The following is a 22,304-nucleotide window of genomic DNA, read 5'->3' on the forward strand; positions in this document are numbered from 1 at the left end:
TCTCCTTCATATCATTATGACAAGCTCTGCTCCAACTGCTGGGATATCAACCCTTCCAAGTTCTTGGGTATAATCCTGTAGACACACCGACTGCTGCCTGATAAAATGTGCTGGTTTCGCTCCACTGCCACACTATCGCCCAGTACCTGCTGAAGCATCTCTTTTTCTTTACTGCATATGCCCGCGCAAGCTTGTGCTGCTGCGCAGATAGGGCAATGCTTTTCTATAAAATAGAAGCTGCCATCCGCATTTTCAATCGTTTCCGCCATATATCCCTCAGTCGTACGCCACTCCGCAAGAGCCTTCAGCTGCTCGCTTAATGGTAAGCTCAGTGGGGCTTTATGCTGATATTCCTTCACCAGATTCCGGTTTCGGATTTCCAGCAGCTTGTTCAAGCCTTCTTCCCCAAAAGCTTCCCTCATGGAGTGAATTAAACTGACTGTAAGGTCAGCATGTCCATCCGGAAACAAACGGTTAGCCTCTGGTGTCAGCCTCCACATTTTGGCGGGACGCCCCATGGACCTCGGCTCTTCCTCAAACGTGACCAGCTTTTGCTCTTGCAAATTGTACAAATGCTGCCGCACAGCCATTCCGGACACACCAAGCAATGGTGCCAGCTGAAGGGCATCCATAGGCCCTTCCTGTTTCAATAGCTTCACAATAGCCCGGCTAGTCCTTTCGGCTTGGGAGGCTTTTTCTGCTTTTACTTCTTTTCCCGCTTTTCCTTGCGTCTCTCTTGTTTTCATTAGTTGGCACCTACTTTTCCAAAAACAAAATTGAAATAGGACTGTTACCCACATAGTAAAGAAACATCTTGACAAAGTCAATATCGCGGGCTTACATTGAACATTATAAAGATTTATGTTTACTAAGTATCCGGATACCAAGTATACATAATTAAACTAGAGAAATGCATGGAGGCAGAGAATCATGTCTGAAAGTAAAAGTATATTTAGCCCGCGTTACATCGCATTAACCATTGGTATCATACTCGCAGTTATGGCCGTCGGCTTCGAAGGCTTGGCCGTTACTACAGTGGCTCCAGCCATAGCGGGCGACTTAAATGGGATAGATTTATATGGTTGGATTTTTAGCGCCTACCTGCTTGCGCAAATTGTTGGCACCTTGGTAGTTGGCCGCCTCATAGACCGCAGTGGACCGGCTTGGCCTTTCACGGTTGCGCTTATTGTATTTGCAGCTGGATTGATAATTGCAGCGCTGGCAGACAATATGATTGTTTTGATAGGATCCCGGGCTTTGCAGGGATTGGGTGCAGGGGCCATGATGACCTGTGTGTACACAGCCATATCCCTAAGCTACCCGGATGAGCTCCGCACGAAAATATTAGGTGCTTTTGGCACGGCCTATGTGCTGCCTTCCATGATTGGACCTTACGTTGCAGGCGTAATAGCTCAGCAGCTTTCATGGAGATTTGTGTTTTGGGGAGTACTTCCATTTCTGGTGCTGGCAGCCCTGCTGAGCCTTCCTGTCTTCAGGAAATTAAAATCTCCAGGTATACAAAAAGGCGGAGCAGGGGCCACTTTGTTCGCCATCTTACTAGCGATAGGTACAGGTTTGTTCCTGAGCGGCCTCGGCATGCTCCCGAAACCAATGGGCATTCTGCTGCTGGCTGCCGGACTTGTTCTTATGGCACTTCCACTTCGCAAGCTGCTTCCAACAGGCACGCTGACCTTGCGCAGAGGCTTGCCGTCTATTTTGGCAACACGCGGGCTATTTTTCGCAGCTTACGTCGGTACTCAGAACTTTCTAGTGCTTGCCTTAACAGAAATTAAAGGAATTGCCCCCGATATAGCCGGATTAATCGTAGCAAGCGCTGCGCTTAGCTGGTGCGCCGCTACCTATGTTCAATCCTACTGGGATTCAAAGGATAAAGGACAGGGCCGCAACAAACGGATCGCCCTTGGCGTAATCCTTATAGGAATTGGCATTGCCATTCTCTTCTGGGTACCTGCAGTCAGTATTCCGCTCGCAGTAATCGGTCAAATGATAACCGGAATTGGAATGGGCCTCGCTCATCCGACCAGCGGCGCCGTCGCTTTCACTAACGCGGGAGACGAAGGTGCCGGAAAAGTTTCAGCAAACCTGCAGTTCGCAGACTCCTTTACCCCCGGTATTGTCATCGGAATAAGTGGTGCGATAGTTGCTATTAGTCAAGCAGCGGGCATGTCTATGGAAGCCGGAATTATAGGCGCCATGGCACTTCATGTGATATTGATTGTATTGAGTCTGTTTGCGAGTATGCGTTCGAGAGCCAGCAAGTCCTTGAGTACATCCGCAAGCCAGGCTAATGGAGCTTCTGTTCAAGACACTGCCTGAACGCCTGTGAACAAATCATTGGTTCAGTTATTCTCATACAAGTATTGCAATTTCCAAACATTGTAATATACTTGATTGAAAAATCTTTTATTGAGAGGTGTTTCCCGTGCAGCCTATATTTGAAACAGAAAGGTTACTTCTAAGACCATTTGAATTAACAGATGCAAGTAAAGTACAGGAGCTCGCGGGAGATATAGAAGTAGCAAAAACAACCTTGTCCATTCCCTACCCCTATCCCGATGGAGCAGCTGAGTCTTGGATTAGCGGTTGCAAAGAGCGGTCACAAGAGGGTGTCGGCTTCACTTACGCCATAGTCAGTAAAGACAATCATAGCTTAATAGGTTGTATGAGTATTAATGTATCCAAGTCTCACAAAAGAGGTGAGCTTGCCTATTGGTTGGGAAAACCTTTTTGGGGACATGGTTATGCTACTGAGGCTGCCAGACGTTTGGTTGCATTCGGATTTAAGGAGTTGGATTTAAACAAAGTATGGGCAGCTGCCATGACCAAAAATCCAGCCTCCTCCAATGTGATGAAAAAGGTTGGAATGAAATTGGAAGGACAATTTCAGCAGCATATACTCAAGTGGAATGAATTTGAGGACTTGGTCTTTTACGGGCTAACCAAAAGGGATTACACCGATAGCATCCTATAGAGTTCTCAATCAGGAGGAAGGCAAGAAGTAGGAGTCTCTCATGGCCTAATAGCGATGAAAAACATCGTTATGTGAACATAATACACTTGGCAGCGAGCGGCATACGGTATTTACTTTCGGTATTTAGAAGCTCCGGCTGATCTAATGGAATGGCAAGCCTGGGACGATATGGATAACTAGTGCTTATAGCATTTTGCCATAAAAAAAAGGATGGAAGCACAAAACGCTCCATCCTTTTTTTATATGCAAGAATTGCACTATAAAGCTAGTAAACTCACATTCAAGCATTCTGGGGCTTATTTAAGGTCATAAATATATTAATAAGGAATATTAATGTTGCTACCACCACAATGAATCCGCCTGAAGCCATAATGGGAAGCCCTGCAGACTCTGACACCAAGACAAAAATGAAATGGCCAGCTACCATAACAGGTACGCCCACATTATGGAGCCAAAAATGAACCTTGGCCAGCTTCTGGTTAGCCGTTTGCGGAAAACAGTGATAAATCAGGCCAAACAAGGCCATGGATACCCATCCTAGCAGGTTGATATGTGCATGATCTGAAGTGAATTGAAAGGATTCGGTGATCCCCATGACCATACCCAGAGTAACCCCAACGAAAAAATACACACTCGCAATTTTAATAAAACTCTTCCCCATTTGACCACAACCCTTTTTAGTGTATTATCCTGCAAAAAACGACATTTGCTCTGCAAGAATCACCCGCGGATGATACCCACATATGGATACTTATACACCAAATTAATTGTTAATACAAGAAATTTCTCCCTCCTCTTCCAATCACAAAACGAGCTTCATTCAATTCATTTTTGCTATCGCTTTTTCCATAGTTTCGTAATGAATTGCCCCTTGAAATCGCTCATAAATAATACCTTGCGAATCCAGCATATATGACGTAGGGTAAGACAGAATCTGATAGGTGTTCGCCACATCGCCTTCCTGATCCAGCACAATGGGAAAAGTAAGGGCAAATTTTTGTGCAAAATCACTGACTACGCCCGGATTCTTTTCTGTTTGTGTTAAATTCACGGCCAAAACCACAACATCTTTATTTGCATAATCCTGCGAAAACTTCTCCATATGCGGCATCTCAGCCTTACAAGGCGGACACCAGGTAGCCCAGAAATTCAAAAGAACCTTTTTACCCTTGAAATCCGCCAGCTTCACTCTCTCACCCTCCAGGGTCAGCAGTTCAAAATCGGGTGCCTGGTTCCCTTTTTTTATCCCAATCTTGACGCCTTCCGCTGTCTGCTGCTGATTTCCCGCTTCTCCAGCCAGGTTGCCTTTTGAATGACCATAAGTACCCCACGTAAGTAAAATAAGTCCCAAACAACACCCGAGCACAAGCTGGTTGATGACCGCCCTGTTTCCGAGAGGCCCCCTTTTTCTGAACAAATAAACAAGAAGCACTACATTTAACGAAGCATAAATCATACGCAAAATCATATCAGTACTGTCCACCGCCAAAAGCAAAAGCACATAGCTGCTGCTCCCAACGAGCCATCCAACGCCCAAAACATCCAGATTCATCTTGATGGAAGTGCCATCCTTCCGGGAGCGGACCCAGAGAAACAGAACCGAAACCGCTACAGCCAGCCAAAGTCCCCGTTCCCCACCGCTAAAATAAAGCAGAGACATCGGATAAGCAATAATCGAAGCAGGGTCAAAAATAATCAGACTAAACTTCCACGTAAAAAAGCCAAGAATTAATGCACTAACAAACTTATCACCTGTCTTCGCCTCAACCGCGGCCATTTTCAAACGATACCTCAATGCCCAATATCCCATAAAGGCAGACAATATAAAAATAACCAACTCAAAATTAAGCACCAACGGCCCCACATTGATTGTATGCAGAATAACACCTTCCTTTTTGAATAAACGGTTCTTAAAAAACGTCAGGTAACAAACAGCCTCTTCGGATCTATCCTCGTTATTCATTCTGTCCTATCTTTTAGATGAATGCAACTATGTGAAATATGAACAAACCTACAAGGAAGAAATTGATTGGCTGGATTCGATACCAGGAATTGATCTACATACGGCGGCAGCGATTTCTGCTGAGATTGGTCCTGAAGTATCCACCTTGTTTCCTACAGACGCTCCATTAGCATCGTGGGTAGGAATCTGTCCAGGAAACAACGAAAGTACGGGTAAGAAAAAGAATTCCAAATGCCCTCAAGGAAACAAACATGTGAAGGCAGCACTTTGTCAGGCGTCATGGGCAAACGGAAAGTCCAAAAATCGAATCGGACATTTCTTCCGCAAAGTCCGCAAACGACGAGGTGATAAAAAAGCAAGTGTCACGGCTGCCCATATGATCTTACGAATTGTTTATGCGCTCATGAGGGACAAAACAAATTACTAGGAAGAATAGAAACCGGATAAATTGAAAGATAAATCGCTCAATTACTTCATGAAACAAATACAGGATTTGGGTTTTAATATTCAAGTCACTCCACAAAAAGAAGTAGTTTAATTCATTAAGGGCGTTAACTACTTTTAAAAGTAAAAGGCCTTTTTTTGCCTTCTAACATCATTTTAGCCAAGGAGTTCAGTTTGATTTTCGCATAAACTTATGTGAACATAATAAACTTGACGGCGAGCTGGAATACGGCAAGGATGCTGCTTATGGTGCTGGTCAGCGGCGATTAGGCGATTAATGGATGGCAAGCATAGGACGCATAAGTCTTGTTATAACACTATGCATTCCTCCTTCAACTGACTGACCAAGACAAAGAGGATGGAAGCACGAAACGCTCCATCCCGTTATACAAGCAAGAATTGTACTAAAAGCTAGGTAACGTTTCCATACGAGTACTGGTGTCTCACTCACATTCGATTCACTGTCGTAAAATTCCATCCTTGTGCTGAGCACTTTAATGTTTCGTTCACACTGAATCCTTAAACATATCTATTAATGAACACAACGATTGAAACTATGGTCAGAAAAATGCCGCCAAGCCGATATAAGAGCAAAGAGACTTCACTGATTTCCACATCTCCGTCAAACTTCCACCAATTTTTAATATACCACATAGCTTTAGGATAAATAGCACCAATGAGTCCTAACAGAAAGAACACAATTAAAAACAGCATCATCATTCCTCAACTCCTTAGGATTATTTTCGTAATTAGCAATGAATTTTCTATTTAGTATATGTGTGAGCCATAGTTATACCCTCTGTATTGATTTTGTTGTCGCAAACTTAATTATACACGATTTATCTATAGTATTCATATTTCTAGGTATTGCATCTCATTTTACAACTAAGCTTCGTAAAGTAATCTTGTAGTCAAACATACTTTTATTGAGCTTTTTCTCAACTTGGATAGGCGAGAATTCCACTGAAAGTATAAATTCATTAAGAAAATGGAGTTAGATGGATAAATCTGTTGATATATATGTATATGTATAGTAACATGTAATTATTACCAAATAAAGGAGGATTGTGTATATCAGGAATTACCTAAATTAAGGAGGAGACGAAAATGAAGAAAGTTATACTTTTTATTTTTATGATCGCACTATTTTCACTCAGTATGAATGCTTTTGCAGCGAGTGAAAAGGAATTTTCTTATGAAGGAATAGCTTACAACAAGATTGAACTTAATCAAACCAAAACACTAAGTGATATTTCCGTTAAAAAGTCCGAAAAATCTGTGACTATTGGATTTAATTTAGACAACAAGAAATATAAAATAAATGCCGACTTGTTTGGAAGCGATGACAATGGGACAAATAAATACTATGCGGAAGCCAATGAACATGGAATACAATTTAATATTTCAGAATACAAAGGAAGTTTTAGTGGCGTAGCAGTGAATAAAGATGTTTCGCCCATCAACTTTACTGAAGAAGATACATTGGGCTTTGTTATCTCTTCGGGTGAACCAAGTGCTGAACTAATCGATAGTTTACAATCATATAAAGTGGAAAATCAAGATCTAATTAATTCATCAGTCGATAACATTAATCGCACCCCCCTTGAAAGTACTAATGCTATTATGGCGACACAACTACATGTTCATGCAAATGCTACTGGAATTCCCTTTTTAATTTCGGGGGGGTCAGCTGAAGGCTGGTGTAATTCATTTTTTCAATACGGCACTTCATATAGTATTACTAATATGCAGTATTATATAGTCTACAATTGGCCTTCAGATGGAATTTCACTTTGGACTGACTATATGGGAAGTGTTAATGCTTATTATTCGCCTACGTTTCCATCATCTGGGATGACTAATGTGTCCGGCTCTTGGATCGTTAGTAGTACTACAGGTATGTTCATGGCAGAAGTAAGTTATTCTGCATTAGCAGGAACAATCCCCTTGATGTATACGAAATATGATACTAGTACCATTTATTAAAAACGTAAACCTCAATTAATCGAATTTTATTATGAGCGTGGTTTATATATTGTAAAAAACTATTTAAGGATGCCCCAGATTAAAATTGGGGCATCCCTTTTTCTATTCAATCGATTGTAGATTATCAAAATCACATTGTCTTGAACACAGACTTTTTAAAAAACATCGCACTCTGAATTACAATCGTACACGTAGGTTTTCTAAAGTACGCGCTCACATCCCAATTAAGCTCCAGCAATCCAAAAAGAATCTTAACGGCTTCCGCATGTGTCGTTTCGCCATTCAACTTGAACAATTTGGTCATATCCAGAAGTTCTGCTTCAATCGCAAAACGGAAGAACAGCTCTTTATGATAACTATAAGGAATATTCCAGCATGATCAACATGACAAAAGAGAGTAATGGCATTAAAGTTACGGTAACCGAGGCGATTTTTGATGGAGAAACAGTATCACTAACATATTCTTTAGAGAGCAAGCAAGATTTAGGTGATGCTCCTTATTTACATGCATTTCTAGATATAAAAGGAGATTGGAGCTTTTCTTTTGCTTTAAAGGCAACCAAAAGAAATACACAATCGATTGACCTTAGTGCAGAATATGATGGAGTCCTTGTACACATAGGAAAAGTATCCGTCACACTGATGTCTGTTATCGTGTATTATGACCAAATGGTTACTGAAAAGGTAAGAAACAAATGGGAACGGGTAGATGTTGAGCTAGAAATTAAAGATGACTTTGGAAATAATTACTTAGGTGAAGGAAATGAAGAATCAGTTGATAACTAGGATTATAAGATAAGTTGGAGCAAAACGTTCAAGAAATTAGACCGCATACAACGAGGCTTATTATTACTCCCCATATCACATTAGTAGAATACACATCTGATAATCATGATTCAGTAGATGTAACGAAGGATGAACTAAAAGAAATTCCAAAACCAAAAATCGGGTAAAGGTAAAAAAGAATTTGTATTGGAAGACATTTATTATTGAATTGAGAAAAACGGCTGACGGTGTCCATTGAGATGCGTCTTCGTGACTAGGGTGGGTGAGCGAATGGTTCTGGGCTCCAGCCGATGTTAAAGATTTGTTCCATGAATGTAATGGATGTAGGGGCAACAAATCTTTAAATGCAGACGCTGCCGCCCTTCCACCCACACCCACTTCCTCTCTAAGCTGCAATTGCGCGAATACCAAGCTCGAACGGACAGGCAGAAGACGTCTGCTTTCTGAGCGGAAGGGATAGCGATGGCAATGAAATCTTAGAAGATTACCACTGACTATGTGCTTTGCTCTATAACCCCAAAATAGGTATTGAGGAATAAAAATAGCAACTTACAGCAACATCCTCCCCGAAGCTGCGTCTAATAACATTAGAGCCACAAATCTATTAATGGAGGATACATAATGAAATTCCGTAAGTGCCTTACCCTGTTGCTTCTTTTTGTTCTATGTATGCAAATGATGGCCATACCGGCTAATGCCGCGTCAACCCCAACTATACGTATTTATCTGGATGGCAAGCAAATTCAGAGCGATGTGCCTCCTTACATGATTCCCAAAGGAGTTACATTGGTCCCAGTAAGAGTAGTCAGTGAAGCGATTGGCGCCGAGGTAACCTGGCTGGAAAAAACAAAAACCGTGAACATCAAGAAATCGGACACCGCTATTACGCTGACTGTCAATAAGAAAGCAGCTTCGGTGAATGGCAGCCTTATTGAGCTGGAAGAAGCCGCTCAGATGAAACAGGGGAGAGTTATGGTTCCGCTTCGCTTCGTCAGTGAACAGCTCGGCCTTCTGGTCGGCTGGAATCAGCAGGAACAAAAGATAACGCTGCAATCGGAGAAAATAACGCCGCCAGTTGTAACGATCCCGGGCAATGGCAATGAAGGGAATGGAGGGAATCCAGGGAATGCAGGCAATGAAGGTTCCTCTTTAAAAGGTGCTTGGGTATCAAGTGTTTACAATTTGGACTGGCCTTCCAGTTCTTCTTATGGCAAGAAAGAAGTGCAGCAGCAGGAATATGTGAAGCTGTTGGATGATCTGCAAAGTATGGGAATGAATGCCGTCTTCGTTCAGGTTCGCCCTTCCGCTGATGCCCTTTATCCATCGCAGCTCGTTCCCTGGTCCAAATTTTTGACTGGAACGCAGGGCAAGGAACCCGGCTATGACCCGCTCGCATTTATGGTTGAAGAAACGCATAAAAGGGGAATGTCCTTCCACGCCTGGTTCAATCCGTTCCGGGCAACCAATGATGCGAATACCGACAAGCTGGCTTCCAATCATGTTGTGAATGAGCATCCAGACTGGATCGTGACAGCCGATAACAAGATGTACATAAATCCCGGTATTCCGGAAGCACGCCAGCATATTATCGATACCGTGATGGAAGTTGTGAATAACTACAATATTGACGGAGTCCATCTGGATGATTATTTCTATCCCTCCAGTGGCTATTTCAAAGATGATGACACCTTTATTGCCAATAACAGCAAAAAAATAGTGTCCAAAGGCGACTGGCGCCGCGATAATATCAATCAATTCGTGCAGCAGTTAGGGCAGTCCATTCACTCCGTCAAGCCTCAAGTCCAGTTCGGCATAAGCCCTTTTGGTGTGTGGCGCAACAAAGCAGTGGATAAAACCGGATCAGACACTAAGGCTGGTGTGACGGCCTATGATAGCATGTACGCTGACGTGAGGACCTGGATCAAGCAGGAGTGGATTGATTATGTGACTCCGCAAATTTATTGGAGCCTCTCCTTCACCGCTGCGAGATATGATACACTCGTCGACTGGTGGGTAAATGAAGTTGGCGGAACGAAGGTCAAGCTGTACATTGGCCACTCTCCGTATAAGCTGGGCACCAAGGAAAGCGGCTGGCACAGCTCAGAAGAAATCATCAATCAGCTACTCTACAATACCCGGCATGCGGCAGTAGAAGGTGATGTATTCTTCAGCGCGAAGGACCTTCGGAAAAACCCGCTTGGACTCGTACAAGCACTCCAGGCCTATTATAGGGTAAACTTGTTAGCTGAGGCTAACTAATGCTAGCTAAAACTGGCCGACGCAGCTTAACTTCAAATAAAGTAATACTGTTAGAACACATTATACGTCCCAAAAGGACCTGGCTCCAATGTGAAGCCAGGTCCTTTTTTTCGTCGTTTTATGTAGCAGTCAAAGCCAGCCAAACCAGCGCAGAATTGTCCAAATTGAGCGGGGATCAGATCGCAACCTGTCGTGGGGAGTCCAAAAAAATGTACAACTACCACATCTTTTTATTCTAAATAAACCCAATAAATGAATTAATTTCTAATACATAGACTTTAATGCGTCTCTTGTCCATTTGTGCTCTCCAGCTGCTATAAAAGATATGTATCCGTGTGTGGAATGGAGGTAGAGGTAGGAACAAATCTTTAAAAGCTAACACTATCGCACGAAACGTAAGAACACCTAGCTCAAACGGACTGCCATCAAGGTTTTTTCTCTGGATCGGAGGAGATTTCCCCGCATGCCAAGGCCGCTGGGACTGAAGAACGCGCGCAGCTGAGAAGAATCTGCTACTTTAACGATGATTTTCATCGTTAAAAGCACCGTTTCCGCTCCACATCCTTACTTTAACGATGAAAAACATCGTTAAGTGTGGAAAGTAGTACCCGCTTAAGTCAAGCAACACTCATTTCGGCGGAGTGCAGGCTTCCAAGGTCTATCGCTTACGCTATGGCTTATTATGAAGTCTAGCCTTCAATTTCGTAGCGAAAACTTCTAGAAGGATCGCAAAAGCAAGTATGAAATAGGTGATCATCCCGATTTCGCCAAGATCCAAATAATAGGAGCTGGCCATGAACATATCGAAGCCGATTCCTCCCGCTCCAGCAGCTGCGCCCATTGCGACAGCCACACCAAAGTTAATTTCAAATCGGAAAAAGGTCCAGGATAAGATCGACGTCAATGCTGTGGGCAGTACCGCTTGGTTCACAATTTGCCACCAATTCGCACCGCTTCCCTTCAATGCCTCAATCACACCTTCGTCCAGTTCTTCAAAGGATTCGGAGTATGCTTTGATCAAGTAACTAACAGAGTGAAAGGTCATGCCTACAACAGCGGCAACACTGCCAAGTCCGGCTGCTACTGCAAAAATCAGCACCCACAACACAGTAGGGACAGCCCTGATGAAAGCAGCAATGCTTTTGATTATATTCGAAACCTTATTATTGGATAAATTACGTGCAGCGAAAAGTCCAAGAAATAAAGCAATGATTCCTCCAAATAAAGTTGTGAGAAAAGCCAGACCTACGGTTACTAGTATGCCATAAAGTGCTTCACCGAAGGTAAGATGTTTGAAATGGGCTTGCGTAAACATGACTTTGAAATTTTTAAACGAAGCCAGAAGTCCATCTAATGTGTTAACACCGCGATAGTCAAACGTAATAAATCCATAAATCGATAAGATCACCAATCCAAGCAATGTAACTCTAATCATAAAAGCAGCTTTATTGAAGGGCTTTAGCGGTACAGATACAGGTGCAGGCAGACCCGAATAATGAGGATCGGCAGATTTAAGCATATCCATTATATAATCACCCTTCTGACATAATTGGATATGGTTTCAATTGTAAAAATTGCGACAATGATGGCAATGACCACCAAGCTTGCCGCATGGTAATTCAAGCTTTTGTAATAGAGATTGAACGAAAAGCCGATTCCCGTTCCTGTGAGAATTCCAATTAATGTTGCGCTGCGGATATTCGTCTCTATCATAAATAAAATCCAGCTAATCATTTGGGGGATACAAGTAGGGATCACGGATTGAAAAATAATCGTGAAATAACCAGCACCTGCAGCACGCAGCGCCTCAACAGAATCCGTACTTGATTCATCGATGGTTTCCACGAAAACACGTGTCAGAAAACCGAAGCTTACAAAAAACAAGGCAAGCCATCCAGTTAAAGCGCTTTGTCCAAAGGAAAATAATAAAATTAAAGCCCAGGCAGCAACATCAATATTTCTGAAAATTGTGCCAAAACCTCTGCAAATAATGGCAATAAACCGATTCACACGTGTTGTATTAGCTCCCATAATCGCAAAAAATCCAGCAAATAGGGCTGCTACAGTAGTCGAGGCGATGGAAATCAGTACCGTTTCAATTAATTTATTCATTATACTTGGAAGCTTCTCCAATGACTCGGCATTCGGATAAAAATTAGTGACAAACCAGGTGATAGCTTTAGGAATCGAAGCGAATCCCTTCAGGATACTAAACTCCGTTATTATTATGAAAATAACGGCCAGAGTCATGATAATGCCAATGACGCCTAATGATTTCCATCTTTTCCTGGCAAAAAAATCATCCGACATGTCTTCCTCCAACATCGATGATGAGGTCACCAGCCTCAGAGCCGTAAATCTTGCAGATTTCTTCGGATGTGATTTTTTGAGGTAATCCATCAAAAATAACCGTCCCTTTATTGACCCCAATAATTCGGTCGGAATAGCTCAATGCAACATCGACTTGATGCAAATTAATTAGTACTGTAATCCCCAATACATTGGATATATTCCGCAGATGATCCATAATCACTTTGGACGCATTCGGATCCAGGGAAGCGATCGGTTCGTCACATAATAGCAGCTTGGGATTTTGCAGTAGTGCTCTGGCGATACCTACACGCTGCTTCTGCCCGCCGCTTAATTGATCGCACCTTTTGTAAATATGCTTCGTGAGCCCCAGCAGTTCAAGAATTTGCATCGCCTGCTGCTTTTCATCAGCCGTATACCAGCCCAGTGATCCCATCAAGACCGATTTGTAACCCAGTCTGCCATGTAACACATTTTCAATTACCGTCAATCTGTTCACCAAATTATAATGCTGAAAAATCATCCCTATTTTCGTTCTTAACTTTCGCAGTTCAGCTTTTTTCAAATCCATGACTTGCACGCCATCAAAGTTAATTTCTCCACTGCTTGCATCAATCATCCGATTAATGCAGCGAAGGAGTGTGGATTTCCCTGCCCCTGAAGGGCCAATAATGGAAACAAACTCTCCTTCTTGCACAGAGAAATTAACGTCAGATAACGCCATCGTATCTTGGCCGTATTGTTTGGATACATGCCTTACATCTAATAACGTTGTCATAGTTAACTCCTCTAAAAACCATTATTTGGGTTATCCCTCAACTATCAGTTCGATAATTCTCTAACCGGATTAAAGAAAGCATCATCCACGACTACGAAAGCTTCGTTTTCCGTTTTGGCGAATATCCCTGTTTTACCTGAATCCTTTGTTACAAAAATATTCGTATTTGCCGCGGTTTCTGTTGATGTGAAAGCTTCGACTAACTTCTTGATCGTCTCGGCACTTATCTTATCTGTGTTCACTACTAATGGGGAATTAAGCACAGGTGTTACGGAAATTAACGAGAATTCTTTACCTTTAACCGTGTCAAAAGGCTCCGCTGCATCCTCTTTTACTTTGTAAACAGCACCTGGGCGATTTTCGTCACCCGATTCTAGACTTACATAATTAGCCACACAAGTATCACAGAATGCAGCCACATCCACTTTTCCAGATATCAGGTTCACTGCTGAGCCTTGGTGCGAGCCTCCATAAAGTACTTCACTAAAAAATTTATCTTTTCCTCCTTCAAGTAAATCGTCCTTCTTTAGATCCTTGTATTTATCAATTTTATTAAAGTAAGTGATGATTCCATTGGATGGCACCTTGAAGCCTGAAGTGGAGCTGTTTGATACAAAAGAGAACTTTTTCCCGGCAAGATTATCGATTTTAAATTTGTCGCCATCCTTGAACGGAGCTTCATTACCCTTGTTAACGGCTAACCAGCTGTAGTAAACCGCATCCTCTGCTGTCCCCGATTTACCACTTGGAATAACCAATGGTTCTACTTTTCCATTCTTGTTTTTAGCTTCTATATATCCCTGTGCACCCAAGTAAGCAAGGTCTACATTACCGTTGGCTATCGATTCAATGGCGATAATATAATCTGTAGTTGTTTTATGCTCCACTTTTTTACCCGTTGCCTTTTCAACCAGCTTACCAACTTCTTCACGAGCTGCTTTAATGTCTTCGCCTGATTCGTTAGGCAACCAACCGATGGTAATGGTCTTGCTTTCTTTCGCCGAATTGGAGCACGCTGCAAAAACTGCACATAACATAACCACTACAATCAATAAACCAACCTTTTTCATTGTAAAGCCCCTCTCGACTATTTAATTTAACGGATGAACAGCTCGCTTACTGACACACTGCCAAGTGGATAGTCCCCGCTGCCATAGAAACCATGGTAGTCGGCTCCACCTGTGACAACCAAATTAAACTTTGCTGCAAGCTGCAGCGCTACCCGAGTATCCGCAGAAGAGTGCGTAGGATGATAGGCTTCTACACCCTGCAGTCCAAGGCTGACCCACTCTTCAATGGCATCGAAATTGCCAAATTGACCAGGATGAGCCAGCACAGCCACCCCGCCTGCCATCCGGATAGCACGGATGGCATCCTCAGCATTCGGATAAGTAAGCGGAATGAATGCCTTTCCTGGTTCCTTCGCGGACCGTGAAAAAAGCTTCTTCTGCAGCTCACCATTGATCTCATCACAGTAACCCAGATCCATCAAAGCATGCATAATATGCTGTTTGTAAACTACAGTCCCAAACTTTGCATAGCTGCTGACGAGCTCCCAGCTAATGTTGTAGCCCATATCTGCTATGATAGATACCATCTGTTTAGAAGCCTCATGACGAGAAAGCAAGGTTGCTTTGCATAGATCATCCAGTGCTGGATGATGTGGATCGATATATAAACCCAGAATGTGCGCTCTACGATCACGTTTCGGATCGGAGGCTGAAATTTCAATACCCGGGATAATTTGCAGCTGGTATTGCTCGCCATATAACAAAGCCTTTTGTATACCTGCTGTTGTATCATGATCTGTTATGGCAAGATGTGTCAGCCCGGCTGCCTTTGCCTGCTTTACAACCTCCTCTATGCTGAAGGAATTATCAGATGCATTCGTATGGCAGTGCAAATCAGCTTTAAGCATAGCTGATCTCCTTAGCTTGGGAATGGAATGGCTTGGCATAATAGATCGTTTCGCCTTTCACTAACGTACGGTGGACCAGCGGGTAACCATGGTGCAGCTTCACGAATACGAGATCCGCCAATTTACCTTTCTCGATGGAGCCTACTTGATCACTGATGCCCAGCTTAGCTGCCGGATTAGCGGTAACCATGGCCACTGCTTGATGGAGCGGCATATGCTCCTTCTCATGCAGCATGAATACGGCCGGGAGCATGGAAGAAGGCAAATAGTCGGAACAGATCGCATCGGAATATCCGGCTTTAATCGCATCTATGGCTTTCATGTTATTGCTATGAGAAACACCTCTTACCAAATTAGGTGACCCCACAACGACCAGGAGATTTTGCTCATGGCTGTATTCTGCAGCTGTCAGGTTTATTGGAAATTCACTGATCGTCACGCCATAGTCAATCATTTGATCTACCTTGGCGATCGTGTCATCATCGTGAGAAGCAACAACAATTTGATGTTGTATCGCATGCTGCACCATTTCGCGAATTTGCTCCCATTGGATTAATTTCGAGTTGCTTTTCAGCGTCTCAACCATCAATCTGAGCTCCTCGTCACGCACACCGTACGTTTTAAGCAAATAGTTCTCGTAGGTATCTTTTTCTGTGAATTGACCTTGACCCGGGGTATGATCCATGATCGACAATAAATCAATTTGGTGGGTGTCAATCAAGTTTTTTACAATACTCATGCCAATAAGGTTCGTTACTTCATAACGTAAATGGACACGGTGATGAATCATTGCTCTTTCTTCGCGCAGCTTAACGATATGTTCAATCACATCTACGACCATAGCGTCATCTCGGACACCAACACCATCCGCTAACGATAACGAATGATAAATCGTCGTTACGCCACAGCCTGCAAGCTTTTTCTCTAATTCAAAGAACGACATGTGCAGCGGGAAAAATGTATTCGGCCGAGGTTGAATTTCCTTCTCCAAAGCGTCACTATGCATATCGATCAAGCCTGGCATGACATAGCAGCCTTCTGCATCCATACTTTCATGGGAAGAAGCTATTTCGAGAGAGCTGCCTGGAAGGATGTCAACAATTTTACCATCTTCAATAATTAGGCTGCCTTCTTGCACTCCGGATAAAGTTACGATGCGAGCGTTATAAATGTGCAAACGATTTGAAATCATCCTGATCAACCCCTCCAATGCATGTTTTGTTCTTGTTGGATAGCCCTCTCATAGCGCAGGCGAAGCCCAGACCATTCACTTTCATATCTTTCGCGCACCTCGTGAATCAGATAACCATTAAATTCTGCGGGCAGCTCTTTAAAAATATCTCCCAGAGGAATCTCTCCATCCCCGATAGGCATATGCATGTCTCCGCGGCCAATCGGCGCCAGCTCATATTGATTTTTTTCAGAGGAAAAGCAAGCTTTGCCGTAATTATCATGCATATGCAGATGAATAACGTGAGGCATCATCCGTCTAAGCTCTGTTATCAAATCTAGCCCAAACATTTTATGTGATAAATAAAGATGTCCGATATCAAGTGTAATGCCAATAAAGGGATGATTAATGGCTTCAACTTGCTCCACCAAGGATCCGGGAATGACTGCGTAGCAATAGTATGGACAATCCAAGTAAGGGCGCATGTTCTCCAAGGCAATCCGCACATTTAATTGCTGACCTAGCTGCCCCAGTTTTCGCATAATGCTCTGCTCTTCCACTAGAAGCTCTTGCTTATTCTCTTGCGTATAATCAAGCCAGGTATGTGGATATAAGAACTCTTCTTCACCGATATATCTGCCAACATGATAAACCATCGTTTCAGCACCAACTGCTCCGCTTACCTCCAAAGAGGCAGTTAATGAAGCTTGCTCTATGCTGGTATCCCCTTGCCGAAATAAGTTGATGGAATAGGGAGCATGTGTGGTGTAGCGAAGGTTAAAGCTGCTAAGCAAGCTTCGATACTTCTCCAAACGCTGATGATCAATCACACCATTGCGGATCACATCCATGCCGTGCAGCGATAATTCTACGGCTTCAAAACCCAGCTCTTCAATTTTGATCAGCTTGTTCTTTAGCTTTTCCAAATTGCCCATGGTGTCATTAGGCGGCAAGCTAACTCCCATACCCCTTGTGTTCATATGCCTATTCACTCCTTTCTCCGAACCTGCCCCTTACACACGTTCCAAAACAAAGGCTTGAAGATCAAGAATATGATCCGCAATCCGTTCCATCACGTCCCAATCATGAAATACACCAATCATCGTCGTGCCTTGAGCTTTCATTTCACTGAGCAGCTCCAATACGCTTTGTTTCGTTTCCTTATCCAGGGAAGCCGTTGGTTCATCCAGTATGAGCAAACGCGGCCGTACGATAAAAGCACGAGCCAGATTAATGCGTTGCTGTTCTCCCCCGCTAAAGGTAGCCGGAAAAGCTTGGATCAGCTTGCGTGGAATCTGCAGCCGTTCTAACATGGCTTCCGCTTGTAGTCGTGCAGTTTGAATAGGAATACCAGAAGGCAGCAGCTTCTCTGCCACAATATCAACGGCTGATACCCGCGGGATGACCTTAAGGAATTGCGAGACATAACTAATTTCACTCTTCCGCAAATGTGCAACTTCCCGTTCAGTTGCCTTAGCTAAATCGATAGGACCATACCGCGCCGAGTCATATTTAATTTCCCCCAGGGTTGGGAGATACGTACGATAAATACATTTGAGAATCGAGGATTTCCCCATACCACTAGGTCCGGAAATTCCCATGAATTTCCCTTTGGCAATTTCAAAGGACAGGTTTTGAAACGGATTTACTTGCATATCATGGCTGAGCGACAGCTGAAACTGCTTAGAAAGTCCGGTTACTTTTAGCATAGAAATTCCTTCTTTCTGCTTTCACTTATAACAAGGAATGAACAAGAAGCTGGGTATAAGGATGCTGAGGATCCTCTAGGATCTGATCCGTTAGGCCATGCTCAACAATTTGCCCTTGCCTTAATACCATAGTGCGATCAGATAACATCCGTATCACACCCAGATCATGGGAAACTACAATCATGGCAACGCCTAATTCCCGCTGAATGCTGCGGATTAAATCCAGCACCTTGGCTTGTACAGATAAGTCCAAGCCGGTCGTTACTTCATCCAACAGCAGCAATGGCGGGTTATTCGCTAAGGCTTTGGATATTTGAACCCGCTGCTGCATGCCTCCGCTGAAATTTTTCGGCGGCTCATCCATCCGTTGCAAGGGAATTTCTACTTTTTCCAGCAGCTCTGAAGCGCGACTGCGGATGTTGCCCACATGATAATGATCGGCCGCGATTAGCTTTTCTGCAATATTGCCGGAGCTAGAGAAGCCCATACGCAGACCTAAATAAGGATTCTGATACACCATACCCATAAGGTGGTTCCGGATGTATCTCTTTTGCTGGGAGGATTCTTCAAACAGATTGGATATACCATCTTTATAGGTGGCAATCGACATATATCCAGATGTAATTTCCTCATCATAATAAAGACATTTCACCATCGTGCTTTTACCAGATCCACTCTCACCCACTACACCTAAAATTTCCCCTGGATACAGATCAAAGCTCAGATCACGGCACGCCCATACAGTTCCACAATCCGGGCATCGTCCGCCTTTCGTGGAATTTACTCCCTCTAGACATGAGGAACAGCCTTTGCCATATTTTTTAGTCAGGTTGCGGACTGTCAGTAAGGGAAGGTCTGGTTTGCTTTCATTTGTTATAACCATTAGAACATCCCCTTTTCTTGCTGCTCACATCTTCGATTGCAATAGTCGGTATCTGAGCATTGGTAAATAATTTGACCTAACTTGCTATCAATCACTTCATCTAAAAATGTTTCTCCGCTTCCACATAGACGACAGGCTGCTCCTGGAAAGGACTCCACTTCAAACGGATAATCCTCAAACTGCAGGGAGACTGCATTCGTAAAAGGCGGCACTGCATATAGCTTCTTTTCTCTCCCTGCACCCAATAAGGTCAAATGATCCGCTTGATGCAATTTGGGATTATCCCAACGCGGAATCGGGCTTGGTGCCATAATGTAACGGTTATGTACAATAACCGGATAATCCGCACCTTGCGTAACTGCCCCCCATTTAACGATGCTTTCATACAGCGTCAACCAAATGCCGCTATAGTCCATCTCACCATGCTGAATCTTCGTTACTTCCTCGCTTGGCTCCACATGCCGCAACGGCTCTGGTTCAGGGACCTGGAGGACTAGAATTTGATCAGCACGCAACCGGTCCTCCGGAATCCTGTGACGGGATTGGATAATCGTCGCTTGTGTTGTATCCTCTGTAGATGCAATGTGGCTGGTTTCTTCAATCAGCCGACGAATGCTTACCGCATTCACACTATCATCACTGCCCTGATCGATCACCTTAACGATATCGGATTGCCCAATCAGCGATAATGTTAGCTGTAATCCGCCTGTCCCCCAGCCCCTGCCAATCGGCAATTCTCTGGAGCCAAAGGGAACCTGGTAGCCTGGAATAGCGACAGCCTTCAGAGTCTTGCGGCGTATTTCCCGCTTCGAGCCTTCATCGAGAAAGGCAAAGTTATACTCTGCTGTATGGAACCTCATCTTTTCCAGCTTTTGCATGGTTGGTCTCCTCCTCTGAGGCTGACTTGTTCTTACGTACTTGCGTTTTACGTATTTGATCCAGATAGGTTTGAAAGGTCACATAATGCGGCATTTTCAAGTGGGAAACGAACCCGCCTGATTCAACACTATCAATATGGGTCAAAACGAATTCTTCATTTTGTGCGGGTGCATTTCCCTTGGTTTCCAAGCTTCGCTCAAGAATCGACATCGAAATTGCCTTTAGCTCATTCTGCCCAAAAACAAGCCCATAACCGAGTAAGAACTGCACGTTGCCTGATTCCTTATCCTGTGTAAATGAGTTGATTGATTCCACCTCAGTCATCAAAACCTCGCCAATGTATATGCCTTCTCCATCCTCATCACTATCAAACGGATGTGGGATATGGACAGGCGTATACCCGACACGCAGCTCGCCAATTGTAGGATGAACCGCACCATATCCGCGCATAGAGCTGTAAGCTAATGCTGTCATAGCCCCGGTCTCGCCTCTCGAGAGGGTCTGCAATCTGGCAGATCTGCTGCACGGAAAGGTTAGTTTTTGCCGTGTGATATCATAAGGTTCCTCATCATCCGAGCTTTCCACATCCGCCATTAAATGCTGCTCTCTCAGCAGATCAGCAATCTTTGTGAATTTCATACTGCTCTCGTCCCAGGGTGTATCGCTTAAATAAGTCTCAACAAAAGCCTGGAGATCCTCTGTTGTTTCATTTCTTAAAGAGAAGTTCAGCATACGATGCGTATAATCGTTCGTAGGACCTAGCACTTGTCCCCCCGGCATATCGCGGAATGAGGATGAAATGCGGCGAAGCACACGCATATTCGCTGGCTCGGACACAAGAGAATAGTGATTACGCGGCAGCGTAGAACGATAAGCGCGAATCAAGAAGGCCGCTTCTGCAGGATCACCTTCCGCTTGCTTCAGGGCAAGGGCTGCATACTCCGGCGCATACATCCCGCCTTCCCCCATAATACGATCCACTAGCAAGCGAAGCTGTTTTTCGATCATGGAAATGTTCAGAACCGCTTCAGAATCCTTTGAGCGATAATATTTCACAAGCTGCTCTGCTTGCTGAATGGCTTCTTGTCCCCCTGTTACGGCTACATATGCCATGCTCCAGCCACCCCTTCCACAACTGTAGTTCTTGGAATTGCGATTAATTCACCATTCTCTGTATAGAGAATGAGATCCACTCCTAACGGATATTCTTCAACCAAACGAGCCCTGCTCTCGATCCATGCAAACGAAAGCCCAGTTACATAACACATTGTCTCCGTTTGAATCCCAGGCCCTGTAAGTTTCAAAGAGCAGCCTTGATGCCCTGATAACAATTCGTTATTTACAAAATGCTTCACGCGAATGAAAACAGTTGCTGACTTTTCCGGGGAAGAAAGTGTGCCCTTTCTAAGCTGTGATTGCAATTGGTTGATAAATCTCAACTCTTCATTACCCTCTACAAATACATAATCCGCATCTGCAAAATCAACTAACTTGCAATATGTCAAACGCCGGATTGTTTCTGTCCATCCTTCCTGTCCATACATTTGGACTGCAAAAGTTACCTCTCCATCCAGCAAAGTAAACGCAATGGCGGCGGCAGCCTTAGAGGTTCCTACAGGAAGATCGACTCCATCCATGCTAACTCCCAACTCGCATATCAGACCAGGTCTCGACATCGCATGCAGCAGAACACGGTAGATCTCTTGTGTATCATGAATCCGATCAAAGCTTGGCTCTTTAAGATTAGGATTAGGATTAGGATTTGACATTTTGATCCCCCATCGTGTCGAAATTCACCTTGGACATCATAAGCCGTGAGTGCTCCAAACGTTTCTTATCATCGATTTGCAGCTCTTCCGCTATTAATAATGTTTCCCATTCTAACGTTTCTGGCAATTTGGCATTGTAGGCACAATCGACAACCGCGAGCTGATAGGCACGCTCGGGCTCTTCACCCATTATCGCCCCAAACCCATACACAGACCCCACTAACTCCACAGATTCCACAGATTCCACAGAAACCGTGCATTCCGTAATCAGAATCTCGCCCATATAAAATGGATTACCTGAAACAGAATCTCGGGCTTTATTCATAACCAGGCTTCTTTCCGGCTCTCTTACAAGGGTTACCTGGTACTTTTGCTCCACCTGTAAAGCAAGTTTTTCTAACAAATCCGGAGCACCTTCCACTAAAATATGCGTTAAGCGTGATTTTTTCATTTAACT

The 22,304-nt window shown here is 43.7% G+C and carries 23 protein-coding genes; 6 read left to right on the forward strand and 17 right to left on the reverse strand.

The window, feature by feature from the left end:
• Positions 1 to 14 precede the first annotated feature (14 nt).
• On the reverse strand, positions 15 to 746 hold the full coding sequence (locus tag J2Z66_RS18065) for a helix-turn-helix transcriptional regulator (RefSeq protein WP_209972850.1): 732 nt from the start codon (positions 744 to 746) through the stop codon (positions 15 to 17).
• A gap of 184 nt (positions 747 to 930) precedes the next feature.
• Here J2Z66_RS18065 and J2Z66_RS18070 point away from each other — a divergent pair, with 184 nt between their 5' ends.
• Positions 931 to 2,337, forward strand: a complete 1,407-nt coding sequence (locus J2Z66_RS18070; protein ID WP_245375644.1) for an MFS transporter — start codon at positions 931 to 933, stop codon at positions 2,335 to 2,337.
• A 106-nt stretch (positions 2,338 to 2,443) separates the two neighbouring features.
• A complete protein-coding gene (locus J2Z66_RS18075; RefSeq protein ID WP_209972851.1) occupies positions 2,444 to 2,992 on the forward strand; it encodes a GNAT family N-acetyltransferase in 549 nt (182 codons plus the stop codon).
• 280 nt (positions 2,993 to 3,272) lie between these two features.
• Here the strand turns inward: J2Z66_RS18075 and J2Z66_RS18080 are convergent, their stop codons facing one another.
• Positions 3,273 to 3,653, reverse strand: coding sequence for a cbb3-type cytochrome c oxidase subunit I (locus tag J2Z66_RS18080; RefSeq protein WP_209972852.1), 381 nt, complete (start codon positions 3,651 to 3,653; stop codon positions 3,273 to 3,275).
• 159 nt (positions 3,654 to 3,812) lie between these two features.
• Positions 3,813 to 4,955, reverse strand: coding sequence for a TlpA disulfide reductase family protein (locus J2Z66_RS42750; protein ID WP_245375645.1), 1,143 nt, complete (start codon positions 4,953 to 4,955; stop codon positions 3,813 to 3,815).
• Between the two features lie 31 nt (positions 4,956 to 4,986).
• Between J2Z66_RS42750 and J2Z66_RS18090 the strand changes: the two genes are divergently transcribed.
• Positions 4,987 to 5,382: a transposase gene (locus J2Z66_RS18090; RefSeq protein WP_209972853.1), complete on the forward strand. Its 396-nt coding sequence runs from the start codon at positions 4,987 to 4,989 to the stop codon at positions 5,380 to 5,382.
• Positions 5,383 to 5,918: 536 nt separating this feature from the next.
• On the opposite strand, the gene J2Z66_RS18095 is transcribed toward J2Z66_RS18090, so the two are convergent.
• On the reverse strand, positions 5,919 to 6,119 hold the full coding sequence (locus J2Z66_RS18095) for a DUF6199 family natural product biosynthesis protein (protein ID WP_209972854.1): 201 nt from the start codon (positions 6,117 to 6,119) through the stop codon (positions 5,919 to 5,921).
• Positions 6,120 to 6,506: 387 nt separating this feature from the next.
• On the opposite strand from J2Z66_RS18095, the gene J2Z66_RS18100 reads away from it, so the two are divergent.
• From J2Z66_RS18100 to J2Z66_RS18110, 3 genes are all read left to right on the forward strand, one after another.
• The gene (locus J2Z66_RS18100; protein ID WP_209972855.1) at positions 6,507 to 7,385 is read left to right on the forward strand and encodes a hypothetical protein; all 879 of its coding nucleotides are present in this window, start codon (positions 6,507 to 6,509) and stop codon (positions 7,383 to 7,385) included.
• 375 nt (positions 7,386 to 7,760) lie between these two features.
• Positions 7,761 to 8,171, forward strand: coding sequence for a DUF4179 domain-containing protein (locus J2Z66_RS18105; RefSeq protein ID WP_209972856.1), 411 nt, complete (start codon positions 7,761 to 7,763; stop codon positions 8,169 to 8,171).
• Between the two features lie 621 nt (positions 8,172 to 8,792).
• Positions 8,793 to 10,430 (forward strand): family 10 glycosylhydrolase, encoded by a 1,638-nt coding sequence (locus tag J2Z66_RS18110; RefSeq protein WP_209972857.1) that lies wholly within the window; start codon positions 8,793 to 8,795, stop codon positions 10,428 to 10,430.
• Positions 10,431 to 11,100: 670 nt separating this feature from the next.
• Here J2Z66_RS18110 and J2Z66_RS18115 read toward each other — a convergent pair.
• From J2Z66_RS18115 to phnG, 13 genes are read right to left on the reverse strand one after another with little or no spacing between them, the layout of a single operon-like run.
• Entirely contained in the window at positions 11,101 to 11,949 is an 849-nt protein-coding gene (locus J2Z66_RS18115) for a PhnE/PtxC family ABC transporter permease (protein ID WP_209973119.1), read from the reverse strand.
• A gap of 5 nt (positions 11,950 to 11,954) precedes the next feature.
• Entirely contained in the window at positions 11,955 to 12,740 is a 786-nt protein-coding gene (locus J2Z66_RS18120; protein WP_209972858.1) for a PhnE/PtxC family ABC transporter permease, read from the reverse strand.
• Positions 12,730 to 13,518 carry a phosphonate ABC transporter ATP-binding protein gene (gene phnC / locus J2Z66_RS18125; protein WP_209972859.1) on the reverse strand — a complete coding sequence of 263 codons (789 nt, stop codon included), beginning with the start codon at positions 13,516 to 13,518 and terminating at the stop codon, positions 12,730 to 12,732. Before phnC ends, J2Z66_RS18120 begins: the two co-directional genes overlap by 11 nt.
• A gap of 44 nt (positions 13,519 to 13,562) precedes the next feature.
• Positions 13,563 to 14,588 carry a phosphate/phosphite/phosphonate ABC transporter substrate-binding protein gene (gene phnD, locus J2Z66_RS18130; protein WP_209972860.1) on the reverse strand — a complete coding sequence of 342 codons (1,026 nt, stop codon included), beginning with the start codon at positions 14,586 to 14,588 and terminating at the stop codon, positions 13,563 to 13,565.
• A 26-nt stretch (positions 14,589 to 14,614) separates the two neighbouring features.
• Positions 14,615 to 15,436 carry a PHP domain-containing protein gene (locus J2Z66_RS18135; protein ID WP_209972861.1) on the reverse strand — a complete coding sequence of 274 codons (822 nt, stop codon included), beginning with the start codon at positions 15,434 to 15,436 and terminating at the stop codon, positions 14,615 to 14,617.
• Entirely contained in the window at positions 15,429 to 16,628 is a 1,200-nt protein-coding gene (locus tag J2Z66_RS18140; protein WP_209972863.1) for an alpha-D-ribose 1-methylphosphonate 5-triphosphate diphosphatase, read from the reverse strand. The genes J2Z66_RS18135 and J2Z66_RS18140 overlap by 8 nt, the downstream gene beginning before the upstream one ends.
• A 5-nt stretch (positions 16,629 to 16,633) precedes the next feature.
• Complete coding sequence (locus J2Z66_RS18145) at positions 16,634 to 17,587, reverse strand: sugar phosphate isomerase/epimerase family protein (RefSeq protein WP_209972866.1); 954 nt, start codon at positions 17,585 to 17,587, stop codon at positions 16,634 to 16,636.
• A 33-nt stretch (positions 17,588 to 17,620) separates the two neighbouring features.
• Positions 17,621 to 18,316 (reverse strand): phosphonate C-P lyase system protein PhnL, encoded by a 696-nt coding sequence (gene phnL / locus J2Z66_RS18150; protein WP_209972868.1) that lies wholly within the window; start codon positions 18,314 to 18,316, stop codon positions 17,621 to 17,623.
• 25 nt (positions 18,317 to 18,341) lie between these two features.
• Positions 18,342 to 19,199: an ATP-binding cassette domain-containing protein gene (locus J2Z66_RS18155; protein WP_209972870.1), complete on the reverse strand. Its 858-nt coding sequence runs from the start codon at positions 19,197 to 19,199 to the stop codon at positions 18,342 to 18,344.
• Positions 19,199 to 20,077, reverse strand: a complete 879-nt coding sequence (locus tag J2Z66_RS18160; protein WP_245375646.1) for an alpha-D-ribose 1-methylphosphonate 5-phosphate C-P-lyase PhnJ — start codon at positions 20,075 to 20,077, stop codon at positions 19,199 to 19,201. Before J2Z66_RS18160 ends, J2Z66_RS18155 begins: the two co-directional genes overlap by 1 nt.
• Positions 20,034 to 21,191: a carbon-phosphorus lyase complex subunit PhnI gene (locus J2Z66_RS18165; protein WP_209972872.1), complete on the reverse strand. Its 1,158-nt coding sequence runs from the start codon at positions 21,189 to 21,191 to the stop codon at positions 20,034 to 20,036. Before J2Z66_RS18165 ends, J2Z66_RS18160 begins: the two co-directional genes overlap by 44 nt.
• Positions 21,179 to 21,847 (reverse strand): phosphonate C-P lyase system protein PhnH, encoded by a 669-nt coding sequence (gene phnH / locus J2Z66_RS18170; protein ID WP_209972874.1) that lies wholly within the window; start codon positions 21,845 to 21,847, stop codon positions 21,179 to 21,181. Before phnH ends, J2Z66_RS18165 begins: the two co-directional genes overlap by 13 nt.
• The gene (gene phnG, locus J2Z66_RS18175) at positions 21,834 to 22,298 is read right to left on the reverse strand and encodes a phosphonate C-P lyase system protein PhnG (RefSeq protein WP_209972876.1); all 465 of its coding nucleotides are present in this window, start codon (positions 22,296 to 22,298) and stop codon (positions 21,834 to 21,836) included. The genes phnH and phnG overlap by 14 nt, the downstream gene beginning before the upstream one ends.
• Positions 22,299 to 22,304 lie beyond the last annotated feature (6 nt).

Origin of the sequence: Paenibacillus eucommiae, assembly GCF_017874215.1 — a bacterium.
Taxonomy (GTDB): Bacteria; Bacillota; Bacilli; order Paenibacillales; family NBRC-103111; genus Paenibacillus_AI; species Paenibacillus_AI eucommiae.